Origin of the sequence: Celerinatantimonas diazotrophica (assembly GCF_004339545.1) — a bacterium.
Lineage (GTDB): Bacteria > Pseudomonadota > Gammaproteobacteria > Enterobacterales > Celerinatantimonadaceae > Celerinatantimonas > Celerinatantimonas diazotrophica.
Genome location: NZ_SMGD01000014.1, coordinates 421,294 through 438,629 on the forward strand (window position 1 = coordinate 421,294; position 17,336 = coordinate 438,629).

Below are 17,336 nucleotides of genomic sequence, written 5' to 3' on the forward strand. Positions count from 1 at the left end.
GAGATAGATTTGGGTATAGTCTTGCAAACGATGTTAATGCCTCAAAAGCGCTCTGTTCTTTTTGCACTTAAAGGCGTTATTGCAATGGCAATGGCACTGAGCATTTCCATCTATCTTCAACTAGACCGCCCATATTGGGCTGTCATTTCAGCTGTTTTTTTGCAGATTCGGCCTGAAAGTGGTTTGGTTGCAGAAAAAGCTTTGTGCCAGATTGTTGGAACAATCATTGGTGGTTTAGTTGGGATTTTTATTCTCGCAAACTTTATCGATTTCCCTTATCTAGGTTTAGCCTTCTTAGGGATCTGGCTAAGTGTGAACTCAGGTTTATCTGCGATGATAAGACGTATTAACTTCATCTATGGACTGGCAATTGCCAGTGTTACAGCCGAAGTTATTATCGTGCTATCAGTTGCTCAGCCTTCGGTTGTCTCAAGCGCATATATTTTTAATGTCGCGCAAGCTCGAATGAGTGAAATTATTATCGGCGCAATCTGTGCCGGGCTTGTGAGTCACTTACTCTGGCCGATTAAAGTAAAACACGTTCTTCAACAACAATCTAAAAAGGCAATTAATCAAACCCTAGAGTATTTGGCTATTGAACTTGACCCTGATGGTTCTCACGAAGAACGCCATCAACATATTGATCAAATCATGCAAACCCTCTCCGAGGTCAGTGATGATTCAAGTGCTGTGACATATGAAGGCCCAGAAGGTCCAGGGCGCGCCAGAGCCGCTAACCAGATCTGCCACAAAATTTTATCATTGTTATCAGTTATCCAGATTTTTGGGCGCTTGCAGCGCCGCAATGCTGAGCTAGTGACCCCCGTGTTGGCTGGTATTCTCAAGCGGCAACGCGATATATTTATTGATATTTCGCATTCGGATAATTTTGAAGTCAGTTACCAACGCATAAAATTTTTTCGCCGAGAACTAGCTCAATATCGGATGTCGCACTTTTCACAAAATCCATTGGAAGCGCGACTGTTAAAAATCACTCTGGATATGGCATCCGATCTAATCATTCTGTTACGAGCCTTTCGAGCATTAGAAAATCGCGATACAACGTTACTCCATGCTCCCAGAATGCAGCCCTATCGTGATCCATTGATCGGGCTCACTCGTGGTGGTCGTTCAGCTATCATGTTCTTTATAGGCTCATTTATATGGGTTGAAACCGCGTCTTACGCCGCGTTAATGATCATGATTTTACCGGTCATCTTTTCAATTATGCTAGATCGTCTGCCGCTTATGCTCGTCAGTCTAGTATTACGTCGGATGCTCGTGGGCGTAGCAATATCAATTCCTGTTTCGATCTTCTTTGCTATTAATTTAATTGCGCAAAGTTCCGATCAACTCGGACAGTTATTACTGATTTTAGCCGGCCCATTTTTTGTTGGACTCATTGCGCTAGCAAATCGACCAACCCTTCCGTATGGTTTAGGATTTCTAATTCCATTTACGATTTTAGTGCGCCCTAGTGCCGGTGTGAATATGAGCAGAGCATTCCATATTGACTACACATTAAGTTCTGCTTTAGGGATCTTTGTGGGTGTAACCATGCTTTATTGGCTATTTCAGTTGTTTGAGGGTCCGGGGGTCAAACTCATGGTAAAGAGAATATTTAATTCAACTTATCAGGATATTCTACTATTGGGCAACCAACAAAACCCAACCTCTTGGTTTAATCGCCGAATGGCTGACCGTCTATTGCGATTAACGGCTTATGATCAGCGCTCCAAAACCCGTATTGTTACTGATCTTGGCTTAACTGGACTAAACATCGGCAACGTCATTATCCGTTTCCACTCATTTTGTACCTCATTGACCGGGGTTGAACTAAAGCATTACGATGACTGGAACAAAGCACTAGCTGACGCGTATTTATTAGCAACTCGAGGCAAATATAGCGAAGATTTCGATAAAGCTTGCCAACAACTTAATACTGAAATAGCTCAATATGCAAAATCAATGTCTGATATTGAAATGATCCAGGGAATGTTTCAGCGAATGAGCATGACCTTAAAACGCAGTGCTCAATCGATGGAAGAAACGCTGGCCCTCACCGACTAATTTTGCTGTGTTAGACGCATACGCTATCCTATTCAGGGAGGTCGTAAACAGGATCACTATTGTGGCCTCCCCAATGAGGATAGCTTTGTTGATATCAGTATGAGTAGATTGTATAAAGAAAAATCAGGCAACTAACTCATTCTCGATGTCATCAACGAAGAGCCTAGCTTAAGCTAGGCCTTTTGATAAAGTATAAATAAACTTATCCACGATCAAAATCGACATTTGATAGGAATTAAGGGTCATGCAAACAGATTTGCCAATGGCTTCATGACACTTACCGACGGGCGATTATCCAGACCGCATGAATAATGCCCGGAATATAGCCTAATAATGTCAGTAAAATATTGAGCCAAAAAGCGCCACCAATCCCAACTTGTAGAAAAACACCCAATGGGGGGAATAACACAGAACATAAAATCCGCACTAAATCCATACGTTTGCCCCTTATTTCCATTTGAATAAAGCCAATCCTCGGAATCCGATGGCCTAATCGCTCTAAGTAACAAAAAATCGGATCAGTATGTATTATATTATGTATAAATACTTCGACTGTCTTATCACCAAATAATTTATATTTTGATGGCAATATGGGTAAGCGCAAGCACCTGTTGCACACCGCACAATAAATATAGATCTGGCGACATTGTGGGATAATTGGTGTCATATGTTGAGTTCTATCCAACGCAACTTCTTGATAGATATCATAAGCAAACCGACTCAGTTATAATAACCACCTAAGTATATTCTTTGATAGTTTTATTCCCCCCCATTATTTAGGAGCACTGGATACATGAAAATTGGTTCACCCTTAACCCCTTCAGCAACCAAAGTATTATTATTAGGTTCTGGTGAACTTGGTAAAGAAGTTGCTATCGAATTTCAACGCTATGGGGTCGAAGTCATCGCGGTTGACCGCTATAACAATGCCCCAGCTATGCATGTTGCACAACGACATTATGTGATTGATATGCTTGATGCTGAAGCACTAGAGAAAGTGATTCGACAAGAAAGCCCTGATTTTATTGTGCCCGAAATTGAAGCCATCGCGACAGAAACATTACTAGAATTAGAAAACGAGGGCTTTAACGTTATTCCAACGGCCCGCGCCGCTAGGCTAACGATGGACCGTGAAGGGATCCGTTGCCTTGCAGCCGAAACACTGTCGCAACCCACCTCCCCCTATCAATTTGCCAGTACCGAAGATGAATTTAACCAAGCCGTCGATGCTGTGGGTTATCCTTGTGTTGTCAAACCGGTTATGAGCTCGTCAGGTAAAGGCCAATCGGTGATTCACTCAGAGCAGGATAAAGCCGCTTCATGGGCTTATGCTCAATCTGGCGGCCGCGCTGGTGCAGGTAAAGTCATCGTGGAAGGGTTCATTGATTTCGACTATGAAATCACTTTGTTAACCGTTCGAGCCATTGATGGGATCCATTTTTGCGCGCCCATTGGCCACCGCCAAGAAAAGGGTGATTATCGCGAATCTTGGCAACCTCAAAAAATGAGTGAGACAGCTTTAAAGAACAGCCAAAGTATCGCGAAAGCGGTTGTCGACAATTTAGGTGGTTATGGCATTTTCGGGGTAGAACTGTTCGTCAAAGGTGACCAAGTGTACTTTAGCGAGATATCTCCTCGCCCTCATGACACCGGAATGGTGACGATGATTTCGCAAAACTTATCAGAATTTGCACTACATGCACGTGCTATTTTAGGCCTCCCTATTGGCCATATTGAGCAATATGGGCCAAGTGCATCGGCTGTATTATTAGGGGAAGGAACGTCAAAAAACATTTCTTATCAAGGGATTAGCAAGGCTCTTGAAATTCCAAATTGTCAGATACGGTTATTTGGTAAACCAGAAATTGACGGTCAACGGCGCCTTGGTGTTGCACTCGGAAACGCGAAAACAGTTGAACAATCAGTGAAAAATGTTAAAAGTGTCATAAGTGCAATCTCTATAAACTATGAATGAGCAATCAATCACATAGACTTTTAGATCAAGAACTCGCATTACTACTGACACCTTTGCAAACAAATGGTGTCAGTAGTTTATCGCGAATTATCAGTGCCGGAACATTGCTAGATATACCAATCGATGCGACACAGGTTTTGTATTGTCATAAGATTGGGGAATTAGTGAATTATTTGCTCAATGATACAGATATCGATGCCATCATTTTAACTGATCATTTATTAACCGAAAAAAATCTCAAACTTTGCCTGCCGTTATTGAAACACCTTGAACAAGCACGTTTATTTATTGCGGGTGAATTACCAGATATGATCGAAGATTTTCCCGATTTTTGTTACTGCCCGACTCAAGCAATTTTGCAAGAAGAGCTGCAAATATGGCATCAGCAACTCATGGAACATTACGACCAATGGTTACTCGATGGCAAAGTAATTATCTCTGAAAATTTGGTTCAGAAAATTACCCCGTTAATTCCTCCAAGTGCAATTTTAACCACTAAAGATGAGTATAAAACACATATTAAACCTCTTTTAGGGATTATTTATTGTGTCGATGAGAACTCAGAGCTTCGTCAAGAATTAATGCAAATCGCCCATTATTATCCACATCTACCCTTACTGTTAATAGGCAATGTCAATCAACCGGTTCTTTTACATAGTTGTCAGCATTTTGCAGGCCAATTAAATCTGAATATCTTAGCCAGCTTAGAAGATCATGAACTCGATGAATCACTCAATGCTATTTTGGTACGGTTTTATCGGCGATATTTACGCTGGTTAAATCACCAAACAATTTATGGGGATCATAATGTCGGATTGGTTTATCAAATGTCAGAAGAACAACCATTTGGAACATTTAGTTGGCCACCAAGAAAGCTCGATAAGGCCAAACATTATTACATAGAGTGGCAAGTGCTTTGCGAACAGATGAAAAATCATAAGCTGACAGAGGCAGCTAAAGCTGCCCTCAAACTTTATCAGCTGAATAGTTCACAACTTTTTATCGTCTTTGACGGCTCACCGCCAGGTCATGAGCAACTCGCATCAGTCATTGACTTGTTGACGTTATCAATTCGTATCTGCTGGATCCCCAGGTCAGTTGGCCAATTACTGAACACGCGAGAACAAGTTGGAATTTCGCAAATACTCATTCCAATTACAGTCTGGCAGGAGCTGGTTGCTGACGAACAAATATTCCAGCGATGGCAATCTCGTTTTGAACATCAGCAAGTAGATATTGGTTTATTGGGCGGACAGAAAGCCATGCTCGAATATACAATTCCCTGTGGATTAACCCTTATGGCTGAAGCAAAAGAACCAAATCCGTCACGCTAGACAGGGTTATCAATGTCAACAAAGCACACTTCAAGCTGGTATTTTTCACTTAACCACTCTCCCAAAGCTTTCACCCCATAACGCTCGGTTGCATGATGACCCGCCGCAAAAAAATCGACCTCCATCTCACGCGCAATATGAGTCGTCTGCTCTGAAATCTCACCACTAATAAATGCATCAACACCTTGCTCAGCAGCTAATGACAGAAAGCTTTGCCCGCCACCAGTACATAATCCGATCTTTTTAATCTCGTGTTGATGTCCTTGAATATGTAATGGGCGACGACCTAACACATGCTCGATACGCTCTGCTAATTGTTCGCCTTTTATCGGTTGGGTTAGTTCACCAACCATCGCCACACTATTTTTGTCCCATGGCTCTAAACCGCGACGAAGCTCTATCCCCAATAAGGCCGCTAACTGTGCGTTATTACCTAATGTGGGATGAATATCCAGTGGTAAATGATAGGCTAGCAAATTGATCTGATGTTTCATCAAAGCAGCAATTCGTTGCCCCTTCATGTGCGTTAACACCGGTGATTCACCTTTCCAAAAATAACCGTGATGAACTAAAACTGCATCGGCCTCTCGTTCAATTGCCGCATCGATCAATGCTTGGCTGGCGGTGACTCCCGTTACAATTTTTTTAATCTCGCTTCGCCCTTGCACCTGCAAACCATTCGGGCAATAATCTTTAATTGCAAAGGTTCGAAGCTCTTCATTTAGAATATTTTGTAATCGAAATGGATCCATGCACACCACTCATTCAAACTATTAGAAAACAGATGCCATGGTAGGATCTTCATCATTCAGACGCAATGTTAGATAAGTAAAACCAGTGAAATTATCCTTTGAGCAAGAGCATATTAAACAGACGTATCAATACTGCCTGAGTTGCGAGCCAATCAGTACTGTTCACCCTGCAATTGCAACGATACAGCAGCTAAGTTGGTTTACTCAGTCTCTCCCGTCTTTACCTGCAACGTTACCTGATTTTCAGCCCCGTCTTGGTTTGTGGTATGAACAATTATGGCTCAAATTAATTGATTGCCATCCAGATCTAGAATTGATTGCCTACAATAGGCAAATCATAGAGCAAAACCAGACGATTGGAGCAATTGACCTGCTAGTAGCCGATCATCAACATCGTTGTGTTCGCCATATAGAACTTGCGGTGAAGTTCTATATTTATTTTCAGCTCGCACAAAAGTGGCAATGGATAGGACCGAACCTCAAAGACCGTTTTACCCACAAACTCTCAAGAATGCTGACCCATCAGTTACCTATGGGATACCACCCGCAAATCCAGCAATTAAGACTACGTTACCCGAATTATCACTTTAACCAACAGATTATTCTGCAAGGACGACTATTTCAGCCATGCTCTGCCCCAAGGAGCCCTAAAGATGGAACATGGCTATTTGACAGCCAGCTCAACGTATCAGAGCGTTATCTTTATCAAATCGTTCCTCGGCAATACTGGCTAACACCAAGTCATGCTGCATATCAACCGCTAACAACCAATATAGACCGAGCTGTGATGGTTTATGGACAAGGAAAGCAATTTTGGTTACTACCGGACAATTATATGTCTACCTACAATGGTTAAAACGAATGGTCGAACCACAAAACAACATCGCCAGCGAGAAACATCACGCTGGCGAAGAGAAAACACGGACACATACCAAACCACACGGTTTAGATTAGCCCCCTCGGATTATTTAATATTTTTATGATACTCAGGATGCCCATCAGCTGAATATTCCTGCATAAAATCGCCAACCATATCAACCATGTCTCGACTACCACACACAAACGGAGTCCGTTCATGTAATTCGCTTGGGATAATATCGAGAATACGCCGATAACCATCGGTAGCTTTACCGCCGGCCTGCTCAGCCAAAAATGCCATAGGGTTACACTCGTATAACAAACGTAATTTGCCTTTCGGGGCACTGGCAAAAGATGGATACATATACACGCCACCCTTGATCATATTACGATGAAAATCGGCGACCAATGAGCCAATATAACGCGAGGTATATGGGCGATGAGTCTGTTCATCCCGCTCCTGGCAATATTTAATATATTTCTTGATGCCATCAGGAAATTTTACATAGTTCCCCTCATTAATAGAGTAAATATTCCCCTGAGCAGGAATTTGCATATTTTCGTGAGATAGGTAAAAGACCCCTAACGATGGATCACAAGTGAAACCATGAACGCCGTAACCTGTGGTATAAACCAACATAGTTGAAGAACCATAAACCACGTAACCAGCCGCGACTTGTTTATTCCCCGGCTGTAGGAAGTCTTCTTTAGTTGCAGGTGAGCCAACGGGGGAGATACGCCGATAAATAGAGAAAATGGTGCCAATAGTGACATTAACATCAATATTTGATGAGCCATCGAGGGGATCCATTAGGACCACATACTTACTATGGCTTTGTTTTTTACTATTAAAAATAATGAAATTTTCTTCTTCTTCGGTCGTTACCCCGCACACTTCTCCGCGAGCCTCCAGAGCAGCTTTAAATTTTTCATTCGCATAAACATCGAGTTTCTGTTGCTCTTCACCCTGGACATTTTCCTCCCCAGTCGCTCCGATAATATCAACTAATCCAGCTTTATTAATTTCTCGGTTAACCACTTTAGCTGCGAGCCGAATCGACCCGAGTAGCCGTGTAAACTCCCCGGAAGCTTCTGGGAATTGGTATTGCTTGGCAACGATGTATTCGCCTAGAGTAATCATTATAAATCCTTAATTAAATTAAGATTTTTAACTAATTAGTTAAAAAAGAAAGGCGTACTTATACATAATAAGAGCCACATTGTAATTACAAATATTACATAAATGTAATATTTGATCTTTTTCGACTTACTTGTCCAGTAGTTAGCGTAGTTATCCCCTATTCTTTTGCAAAATTTATTCTTTTTTCTGACAAATTTACAAAAAATTAAAATTTTCGCCCTTTTTTAGTTATTTTTGATAATCTAATCAGCGAAGTGATAGGTTCATTACATAAATAAAACACAAACATCGAATACAGGGAACAGTATGTATAAAACAATAATGAAATACGTGCTCTATCTGCCACTAACGGTGGGACTGCTCATACCATCTAGTTGGGCAGCAACATTACCAGCCGTTGAAGCTCAGCATGGAATGGTGGTTTCATCACAAAAGTTGGCATCACAAGCTGGAATCGAAATTCTAAAAATGGGCGGAAATGCCATTGATGCAGCAGTTGCCGTGGGTTATGCCCAAGCAGTAGTGAATCCATGTTGCGGTAATATTGGCGGCGGTGGATTTATGACGATTCATTTGGCTAACGGTAAAGATACCTTTATTGATTTTCGTGAAAAAGCGCCAGCAAAAGCGACCGCAACGATGTACCAAGACAGTAAAGGTAACTTAATTAAAGGTGCCAGCCTACACGGTTACCTAGCAGTTGGCGTTCCTGGAACGGTCCGAGGCTTAGAGCTTGCATTGACTCGTTATGGCAGTGGGAAATTAACCCGTGCACAAATCATGGCACCGGCGATAAAACTAGCTAAAAAAGGCTTTGTGTTAACCCGCGCTGATACCGATATTCTTGATCTTAAACTGGCGACTTTCCGCCACGATTCACAGGCGAAAAACATCTTTTTAAGAACCGATGGTTCAGCGCTCCAGCCGGGGGATCGACTGGTTCAAAAAAACTTAGCTCATACACTTGAGGCTATCGCTAAAGAGGGTCCTAAAGCTTTTTATCAAGGAAAAATCCCTCAAGCGATTGCAACAGCATCAGCCCAAAACGGTGGGATTATCAGTGCTAAAGATTTTGCCAATTACCAGGCTAAAGAACGCCAACCAATTGAATGCCAGTATCGAGGCTATTCGTTTATCTCAGCCCCTCCCCCTAGTTCTGGTGGCGTGACCATGTGTGAAATTTTGAATATTCTCTCAGGTTATGACATGCAGTCGATGGGCTATGGCTCCGCTAAGTCAGTTCATTACATGGTTGAAGCAATGCGTCATGCCTATGTGGACCGCAACACGTTGCTAGGAGATCCTGACTTTGTCAAAATGCCAATCAAAAAGTTGTTAAGTGCACAATATGCATCCCAGATTCGTCAGAAAATAAAACAAGACAATGTTGCTAGTTCAGCCAAATTACATGCCGGGGTTTGGCCGCATGAAAAACCTGAAACGACCCACTATTCGATTGTTGATCATATGGGAAATGCAGTTTCAACAACCTATACCATTAATGGTCGTTTTGGCGCCGGAGTCATGGCTCCTCACGCAGGATTTTTTCTCAATGATGAGATGGATGACTTCACTAGTAAGATTGGTGCGAAAAATATGTTCGGCTTAGTTCAAGGGAAAGTAAATGCTATTGCTCCTGGCAAACGGCCACTCTCCTCTATGTCACCCACCATTGTGACTAAAGACGGCCATGTCTACTTAGTCGTAGGCTCCCCCGGAGGGTCTCGAATTATTACAATTACTCTTGAAACAGTGATAAATATTATTGACTTTGGCATGGGGCCTCAAGAAGCGGTCGATGCCCCAAGAATCCACCACCAGTGGTTACCCGATAAGGTATATTACGAAACACGAGGACTGTCGCCTGACACACTGGCCATTTTGAAAAAAATGGGCTATCACATGGTCGAGCAAACACCATGGGGAGCGGCAGAACTCATTATGGTAGGATTGCCGAAATCAACTCATACAGTTAACAGTTCCGGCAACGATTCCGCGGTATCGGGGAAAATCCGCCCTGGTTATCTGTATGGGGCCAACGATGCCCGTCGCCCCGCAGGGGCAGCCATTGGTTATTAACTATTGCACGGATTAAGCTGGATAAAAAAGCGCTTTTAAAGCGCTTTTTTTTAACTGTAAATTTGCCTTGCCCAGCGGGTTAACCCTTCGGTGACACTGCCAAAATTATCTGCACTGACCTGCTGAATACCTTGAAAATGCTCTGCTAGAAAACGCTTAATCACCGGCGAATTGGCACTTCCCCCAGTTAAGAACAATACATCAGGTTGACATCCCGATTGAGTGAGAACCTCATGAATTAAACTCGACAAAGCACGAGTTAATTTTTCACTCGCTTGTTTTAATTGCTGTTGATAGACAAAAATCTGCAGTCCATCTTCTAAATAATCCAGATAGCATTGATATTCGATGCTATCTCCAAGAGCGATTTTACTCTGCTCAGCACTGCGATTTAAGCTTTGGGTTAACTGTTCATGCTTTAATCGGTGAAGTCGCTGCCAGTAATCACTTTGCATGTCATCTTTAAGATCAAGCAACAATTTTTCACTCTCACGGCTATAAAAATGACTCTGAGCAGGTAAATCATTCACACAAGCGGCATCATAATAGATTTTATGGGGCATTGGTTGCCCATTAGCTAAAGTTTGATTCATGCCTAAGTGTGGCATCAGGGTTTGCAAATTTAAGGCAATATCAAAATCATTGCCACCAATTCGCTCACCTGAATAGCCTAAAACTAAGCGTTGATGATCGAATTTATAGTCAAAGTTAGGGTCCATTTCCATCATCGAGATATCCGTGGTTCCTCCACCAATATCCACCACTAAAACTCGCTTCGGTTCTTTTAAACTCGCCTGATAAGTTAATCCAGCAGCCAGTGGCTCATACAAAAATTCGATTTGTGAAAATCCAGCAAACTTAGCGGCCTGAGTTAAAATCGAAATGGCCTGTCGGTTGCTTTGTTCACTATTAAGCCCTTGGAAATTAACGGGACGGCCAATCACAACCTTATCTGGGTATTCTCCAGTTGCCTGCGCAACCTGACCGCGCATATGCCACATCGTGGCAGCAATAATATCTTCGAACCACTGGCAATGACGAGCAGATAAACCACTCGCGCCCAAAAAGGATTTCGGCGATTTCACATAGTAACAATCAAAAGGATCTTCCATGTAAGCATCAAAAGCCTGCTGACCAAATAACAACTCGCTATCAAAACCATCCAACATCGCTTCACGCAATGCGCCCAAACTCGTCTCAATATGTTGTGCTCGGGCATTTTGGTACACATCGGCCATATTTTTTTGTTTTAACTTTTGATATAACCAGCCGCTAATGACATCACGAGTTGGCGCAAATAGTGTCGATGGCATATATGAGCCATGATCAGGCAAAGAAACTAAAGTAGGTCGGCCATCTTGGTATAAACCAATAGCGCAATTAGAAGTGCCAAAATCAAATCCGGCAAAGGAAGAGAAAGTCATAGTTTCGCGGCTCATATATTTTATCAAGCCGCGAAGCTTAAACTAAAAGAGGGCTTTTCAGCAAGTAGAACTCTTAACCGCGTCGCCAATGACGAATGGCATAACAGATAAGACCTGCGATCATCGCAGCCGCTAACCACCGAAATCCACTCATTTGTAGAACATTAATTGATTGCTGTGTATGGCCTAAAGCCTGACCCGCAAATAACGTTGCTGTTGCTGAAAGCATTAATCGATTCATGTGTTCCCCTACATCTATTCTCACATAACGCAACACTAAGCTCCATGTCGCTACGACATGCCAAATAAGGGCGGAAGTTTATCAGTTTGGTTGATTTTACACCAGCAGTCACCCCAAACAAATATAAAATTGTTGAAAAAAACTTCAAAAATACTTGCAATACAGTCTTTTTAGAAATACTGTATAAAAATACACTGTATATTTAAACAGTACTTTTGTGAGGTGAGTGATGAATGCTTCTTTAACATCGATGATGGATCAACAATTAGTTTGGCAAGGAAAAGACTGGCATCCCAGCCATCACCCGCTAACGACCACTGGTTATAAAAAGCTAGATCAACAATTGGCTGAACACGGCTGGGCAGCAGCTAGCGTCAATGAGATCTATGTTTCTTCACCGGGTCAAGGCGAATTACAGCTGATTGCTCCTGCTCTATCATCATTGAGTGAACAAAAACGCTGGATTATCTGGATTGCGCCACCTGCCATGCCGAATGCTCCTGCGCTACGACAACTCAACATTGATATCAGCCGAATTTTAGTGGTACACCCTAAAACAATGAATGATCAGTTCTGGGCGATTGAACAAGCGTTACAAAGCGGTTCATGCAGTGTTGTTTTGGGGTGGACGCAAAGACTAACGGCTCTGCAATTACGACGTTTAAAACTTGCAGCAAAGCGAGGAAGCAGCATGGCACTTTTATTCAGGCCTCATCAAGAGCGTTCAGTGTCATCCCCAGCCAATAATCGAATTGAAGTGAATGCAAATCAGCAAAGTGGCACTTTTTCTTTAGATTTGTTTAAACGTGATGGAGGTTGGCCAACCACGATAGCCGCTTGCCCATATCAAGATGGTTTTCATTGCTAATAGCTTATTTCTGATAGAAATAATGATTAATATTTATTAGCGGATACCGATATGTACTGGCTTTATCTAGACCTTAGTGATCTGGCTCTGAGTATAAATGCATCAGAGCCAAGCTCTCAGCCACAGGCGCTTATTGAGCAGCAAAAAGTAACACACGTAAACCAAAGTGCCAAAATGTTAGGGGTTCAGTCAGGGCAAAGTTTGATCATGGCTCAACAACTCGCGCCTTCATTGAAAATAGCTACCTTTAATGGCCATGAAATTACGCAAAAGCTCCATCAATTAGCAATAGAATTATTGGAGCTAACCCCCAAAGTCACGGTTGTTTCAACTCACGGACTGCTTGTCTACTCTGAGGGAATGGAATCTATCTACCCAACGATTCAGCAGCACCTAAGAGCATTGTTAACAGCGATTCGCCAACAACAGCTTCCAGTTGATGGTGTCGCAGCATTAAGCGCGCCGTTAGCTATATGGCTGGCCCGGCAACGCCACACTCAAAAAGACTTACCGCGAATACTCCTGCGAGCGGATCAATGCTCTTTAGAACTGGCCTACAGTCAACTACCCGTCTCGATGGTCACAGAGCTTGCCGATATGGGGTTAACCTCACTTACAATGTTACTGAAACTGCCTCGTACAGAATTACGTTCTCGTTTTGGGCAAGAACTACTCAATTATTTAGATCAATGCTTGGGAAAATGTCCAATCAATTACCAATGGCAACAACCTATCCGGCAATTTACTCGCAAACTGACCCTTAATTATGAAGCGACACAAAGCGACCAGCTAAGCCATAGTTGTTGGCAGCTTACTTATTCGTTAGCACATTATTTGCGAACCCATCAACTTGCCTGTCAGTGCTTAACTCTACAATTACATTATCGTCAGAGGCTGACTGAAACGCTCATGATCAATAGTGTTCAACTGCAACATAAGGCTGAAACATGGCAAACACTAATTGATTTACAATTAGATTATTTACAGTTACCAGAACCAGTGATCGCCCTAACCCTGCAAAGTGGTCCTTGCCAACCCGTGCAAAGTCACAGATATGACTTATGGCACAATGAAGAGAGCCATACTGATACCAACTTTCTTGATAAATTAAGTCAAAGAATTGGTCCCAACAACATCTTTTATTTAAACCATTGTGACACTCATTTACCGGAACAGGCTTCTAGGCTGACCGCATTAAGCCAGAAAGAACAACCTGCGGAACCTCCGCTAAGCTTACCCCAACGAGCTCGACCATTGTGGCTCTTAACAGAGCCTAAACCCATTTCAGGCAATTCTTTTGTGTGTCTTGATCAACCAGAACTCATTGAACTTGAACAACACGGTATTCGGGTCATTCGCAGTTATCAACGGGTTGTATTTAATCACTCCGGTGCACAAGGATGGGCTTTTTATGCTCCTAAGGCAACGCCTGCGGGCTGGTGGCTGCATGGTTGGTTTGCCTGAGCAATCAAGTCATTTTGCTGAATTAAATGCACTCAGTTGGTTTAGTTTTTTAACCAGTATCGTTAGTCCCGAGGAGCTTGTACTCGGCGCTTATCACCGTGGCTACAAAGCCATTGCAATCACCGATGAATGCTCACTTGCCGGGGCCGTTAGAGCTTGGCAGCAAAGTCTGATCACACCCATAAATATTATTTACGGTGCCTCTTTCATAACCACAGAAAACCTTTATCTGGTGGCATTGGCCAAAGACATGACTGGCTATCAGCAACTATGTCGAGCCATTAGCCAAGCCCGACGACAGCACCAGAAAAAAGGCTATCGCATCGATATCCAACAATTGATCAACTGCACACATTGTTTTATTTTATGGCGGCCAACCTCATTAAAGGCATATCAGGAACAATTACAGCTACTTCAAGTGAATCACTGGCGAGACCGATACGTTCTCATCACCGATGAATTAATCGCACCCAACCAGCAGATGAACAATCTACGCCAGAAGTTAGCTCATGACCACTTAATACCCGTTGCCTCATGCTGGCCACGAATGTTACATCGTGAACAAAAATCACACCTTGATTTAATTGATTCGATTCACGCATTAGAGCCCATTTCAAAAATGGGTCAAAAACTAGCTCAAAATACTGAACGGCGACTTCATAAGCTTGAGACCATCCGCAAACGCTATCATCCCCACGAACAGCAAGCTGGGCTGGAGATTGCTGCTCAGTGTCAGTTCTCTCTAAGTCATTTACGCTACCAGTATCCTGATGATCATGCTCCCGCAGGAAGCAATGCCGATCAATATTTACGCCAACTTACCACACAGGGTAGCCGTGAACGATTTCCCAATGGAATGAAAGCGCATCATCAACAACAACTTGAGAAAGAACTGAAGTTGATTGCTGAACTAAAATATGCCAATTACTTTTTAACCATTCACGATATCATTACATTTGCGCGTTCACGCCATATTCTCTATCAGGGCCGCGGTTCAGCAGCCAACTCAATTGTCTGTTATCTACTGCATATTACTGAGGTTGACCCCGAACAAGTCAACTTATTATTTGAACGATTTATCTCAAAAGAACGCCGGGAACCGCCAGATATTGATGTTGATTTTGAACATCAGCGGCGCGAAGAAGTCATTCAGTATATCTACCAAAAATACGGTGCCAATCGTGCCGCATTAACAGCAACAGTCATCACCTATCGAACTCGCAGCGCCTTGCGCGATGCCGGTAAAGCTCTGGGTATTAGTGAATGGATCATTGAGCAACTCACCCGCTTGCCTGATTGGCGCAACAAAGCGCTCAATACCCAGGCTCAATTGGCTTCGTGTCAACTACTTTGCACTGAACAATGCCAGCAACTTGCCCAGGCCGTCGATAATTTGCGTGGGCAACCACGCCATTTATCTCAACATGTGGGAGGGTTTGTTATTGCAAAAGATCAACTTGTTGATCTAGTGCCAATTGAAGCAGCGTCCATGAAGGGACGCTCAATAATTCAGTGGGATAAAGATGACCTGGAATCATTAGGAATGATGAAGGTTGATATACTGGCACTTGGCATGCTTAGCGCCATTCGAAAAACATTGGATTTTATTCGAGAGCTTCCCCATGCTCCCCGCTCTTTAAGTGATATTGCCAAAGAAGACCCCAAAATCTATACGATGATCAGCCAAGCCGATACCATTAGTGTCTTTCAAATTGAATCTCGTGCCCAAATGAATATGCTGCCGCGATTGCGACCGCAATGTTACTACGATTTAGTCATTGAAGTCGCCATTGTGAGGCCGGGCCCCATCCAAGGTGAAATGGTTCATCCTTACCTTCTTCGGCGCCAACATAAACAATTAGTCAATTATCCTAATGAAGCTGTAAAAAAGGTACTGCAACGCACACTTGGCGTCCCTATTTTTCAAGAACAGGTGATCCAATTAGCCATGGTTGCAGCAGGATTTAGTGCCGGGGAAGCCGATCAACTGCGGCGCGCGATCTCAAGTTGGAAACGACATCAAGATTTTAGTCATTTTGAACAAAAACTACAGCAAGGGTTAGCAGCTAACGGCTATTCCACAACGTTTGCCAACCGATTGATCCAGCAGATCAGGGGATTTGGTGGCTATGGGTTCCCTGAATCTCATGCGGCAAGCTTTGCATTACTCGTTTATTTCTCAGCTTGGCTTAAATACTATTATCCAACTCAATTTTGTGCCGCACAGCTGAACAGCCAGCCAATGGGGTTTTACTCACCAGCCCAGTTAATTCAAGATGCTCAACGTCATGGTGTGAGTGTATTACCTATCGATATTTCCTATAGCCATTGGCAACACACAATTGAATCGGGAAAGTTACGTCTCGGATTATGTCTGGTCAAAGATTTAAATCGTCATGCTTGTGAGGCATTCTTAGCCAAGCGAAACAGAACCATCAATCAAGATGACCTCCCTATTTATTTTGATTTGACCAGCCAACAAGCATTGGCAAAAGCGGGAGCATTACAATCTTTATTTGGTCATCGTTATCAGGCTCATTGGGAGATAAAAAACCTCTTGCCCCCTCTGGCTCTATTTAATAATTTACCCCATCCGTTCCCCATCCAACTACCGGGGCCAGATGAATATCAAAATATTATTCAGGATTATCGTTACGCTCGGGTCAGTCTAGGTCGACATCCAATGGCTATTTTGCGTCAACGGGGTTATTTTCCTCATATGCTTAACAGTCATCAATTACAGCAATGCCATCATGGCCAACTCATTCGTATTTGTGGATTAGTGACCGGCAGGCAGCGCCCTGGCAGTGCTGCTGATGTAACCTTTGTCACGCTCGAAGATGAATTTGGGCAAGTCAATGTAATTGTTTGGTCCGCAACAGCAAAAGTACAACGCCGGGCATTAGTTAAGTCTCAGCTACTAGCCATCCATGGCATTGTTGAACGCGAAGAACGAGTTATACATGTCATTGCAGGAAAACTCATTGACGAAACTGAAAAATTGGCCAATCTCCCCATTAAATCCCGCGATTTTCACTAGGGACTGTTGACCTTTTGTGATTAGTTTTGCAGAAATCTGAGAGGGATTTAGGCAAGGCAAACGTTGTGCCGTGTAGTTATTCTCCACAAA

The 17,336-nt window shown here is 42.9% G+C and carries 13 protein-coding genes; 8 read left to right on the forward strand and 5 right to left on the reverse strand.

Features of this window, described 5'->3' with window-relative positions; all coding sequences use genetic code 11:
* Positions 1–9 precede the first annotated feature (9 nt).
* The gene (locus EV690_RS13345) at positions 10–2,070 is read left to right on the forward strand and encodes an FUSC family protein (protein WP_131913492.1); all 2,061 of its coding nucleotides are present in this window, start codon (positions 10–12) and stop codon (positions 2,068–2,070) included.
* Between the two features lie 277 nt (positions 2,071–2,347).
* Here EV690_RS13345 and EV690_RS13350 read toward each other — a convergent pair whose 3' ends face one another.
* Positions 2,348–2,506 carry a YqaE/Pmp3 family membrane protein gene (locus EV690_RS13350; RefSeq protein ID WP_131913493.1) on the reverse strand — a complete coding sequence of 53 codons (159 nt, stop codon included), beginning with the start codon at positions 2,504–2,506 and terminating at the stop codon, positions 2,348–2,350.
* Between the two features lie 357 nt (positions 2,507–2,863).
* On the opposite strand from EV690_RS13350, the gene purT reads away from it, so the two are divergent.
* Both purT and EV690_RS13360 read left to right on the forward strand, forming a co-directional pair.
* Entirely contained in the window at positions 2,864–4,045 is a 1,182-nt protein-coding gene (gene purT / locus EV690_RS13355) for a formate-dependent phosphoribosylglycinamide formyltransferase (RefSeq protein ID WP_131913494.1), read from the forward strand.
* The gene (locus EV690_RS13360; protein ID WP_131913495.1) at positions 4,042–5,379 is read left to right on the forward strand and encodes a hypothetical protein; all 1,338 of its coding nucleotides are present in this window, start codon (positions 4,042–4,044) and stop codon (positions 5,377–5,379) included. Before purT ends, EV690_RS13360 begins: the two co-directional genes overlap by 4 nt.
* Here the strand turns inward: EV690_RS13360 and EV690_RS13365 are convergent.
* Complete coding sequence (locus EV690_RS13365) at positions 5,376–6,131, reverse strand: Nif3-like dinuclear metal center hexameric protein (RefSeq protein ID WP_131913496.1); 756 nt, start codon at positions 6,129–6,131, stop codon at positions 5,376–5,378. The genes EV690_RS13360 and EV690_RS13365 overlap by 4 nt on opposite strands.
* A gap of 85 nt (positions 6,132–6,216) precedes the next feature.
* Between EV690_RS13365 and EV690_RS13370 the strand changes: the two genes are divergently transcribed.
* Complete coding sequence (locus EV690_RS13370) at positions 6,217–6,987, forward strand: DUF1853 family protein (RefSeq protein ID WP_131913497.1); 771 nt, start codon at positions 6,217–6,219, stop codon at positions 6,985–6,987.
* Between the two features lie 108 nt (positions 6,988–7,095).
* Here EV690_RS13370 and fbp read toward each other — a convergent pair whose 3' ends face one another.
* A complete protein-coding gene (fbp, locus tag EV690_RS13375; RefSeq protein ID WP_131913498.1) occupies positions 7,096–8,130 on the reverse strand; it encodes a class 1 fructose-bisphosphatase in 1,035 nt (344 codons plus the stop codon).
* 321 nt (positions 8,131–8,451) lie between these two features.
* Here fbp and ggt point away from each other — a divergent pair, with 321 nt between their 5' ends.
* Positions 8,452–10,209 carry a gamma-glutamyltransferase gene (gene ggt, locus EV690_RS13380; protein ID WP_131913525.1) on the forward strand — a complete coding sequence of 586 codons (1,758 nt, stop codon included), beginning with the start codon at positions 8,452–8,454 and terminating at the stop codon, positions 10,207–10,209.
* Between the two features lie 50 nt (positions 10,210–10,259).
* On the opposite strand, the gene yegD is transcribed toward ggt, so the two are convergent.
* Together yegD and EV690_RS18270 are read right to left on the reverse strand one after the other, a co-directional pair.
* Positions 10,260–11,648: a molecular chaperone gene (yegD, locus tag EV690_RS13385; RefSeq protein WP_131913499.1), complete on the reverse strand. Its 1,389-nt coding sequence runs from the start codon at positions 11,646–11,648 to the stop codon at positions 10,260–10,262.
* Positions 11,649–11,706: 58 nt separating this feature from the next.
* Positions 11,707–11,874, reverse strand: a complete 168-nt coding sequence (locus EV690_RS18270) for a hypothetical protein (RefSeq protein WP_165872758.1) — start codon at positions 11,872–11,874, stop codon at positions 11,707–11,709.
* 229 nt (positions 11,875–12,103) lie between these two features.
* Between EV690_RS18270 and imuA the strand changes: the two genes are divergently transcribed.
* The 3 genes from imuA to EV690_RS13400 are packed head-to-tail and all read left to right on the forward strand — an operon-like array spanning position 12,104 to position 17,246.
* Positions 12,104–12,742, forward strand: a complete 639-nt coding sequence (gene imuA, locus EV690_RS13390) for a translesion DNA synthesis-associated protein ImuA (protein WP_131913500.1) — start codon at positions 12,104–12,106, stop codon at positions 12,740–12,742.
* Between the two features lie 51 nt (positions 12,743–12,793).
* A complete protein-coding gene (locus EV690_RS13395; RefSeq protein ID WP_131913501.1) occupies positions 12,794–14,206 on the forward strand; it encodes a Y-family DNA polymerase in 1,413 nt (470 codons plus the stop codon).
* A complete protein-coding gene (locus EV690_RS13400) occupies positions 14,154–17,246 on the forward strand; it encodes an error-prone DNA polymerase (protein ID WP_224055029.1) in 3,093 nt (1,030 codons plus the stop codon). The genes EV690_RS13395 and EV690_RS13400 overlap by 53 nt, the downstream gene beginning before the upstream one ends.
* The last annotated feature ends 90 nt before the right edge of the window (positions 17,247–17,336 follow it).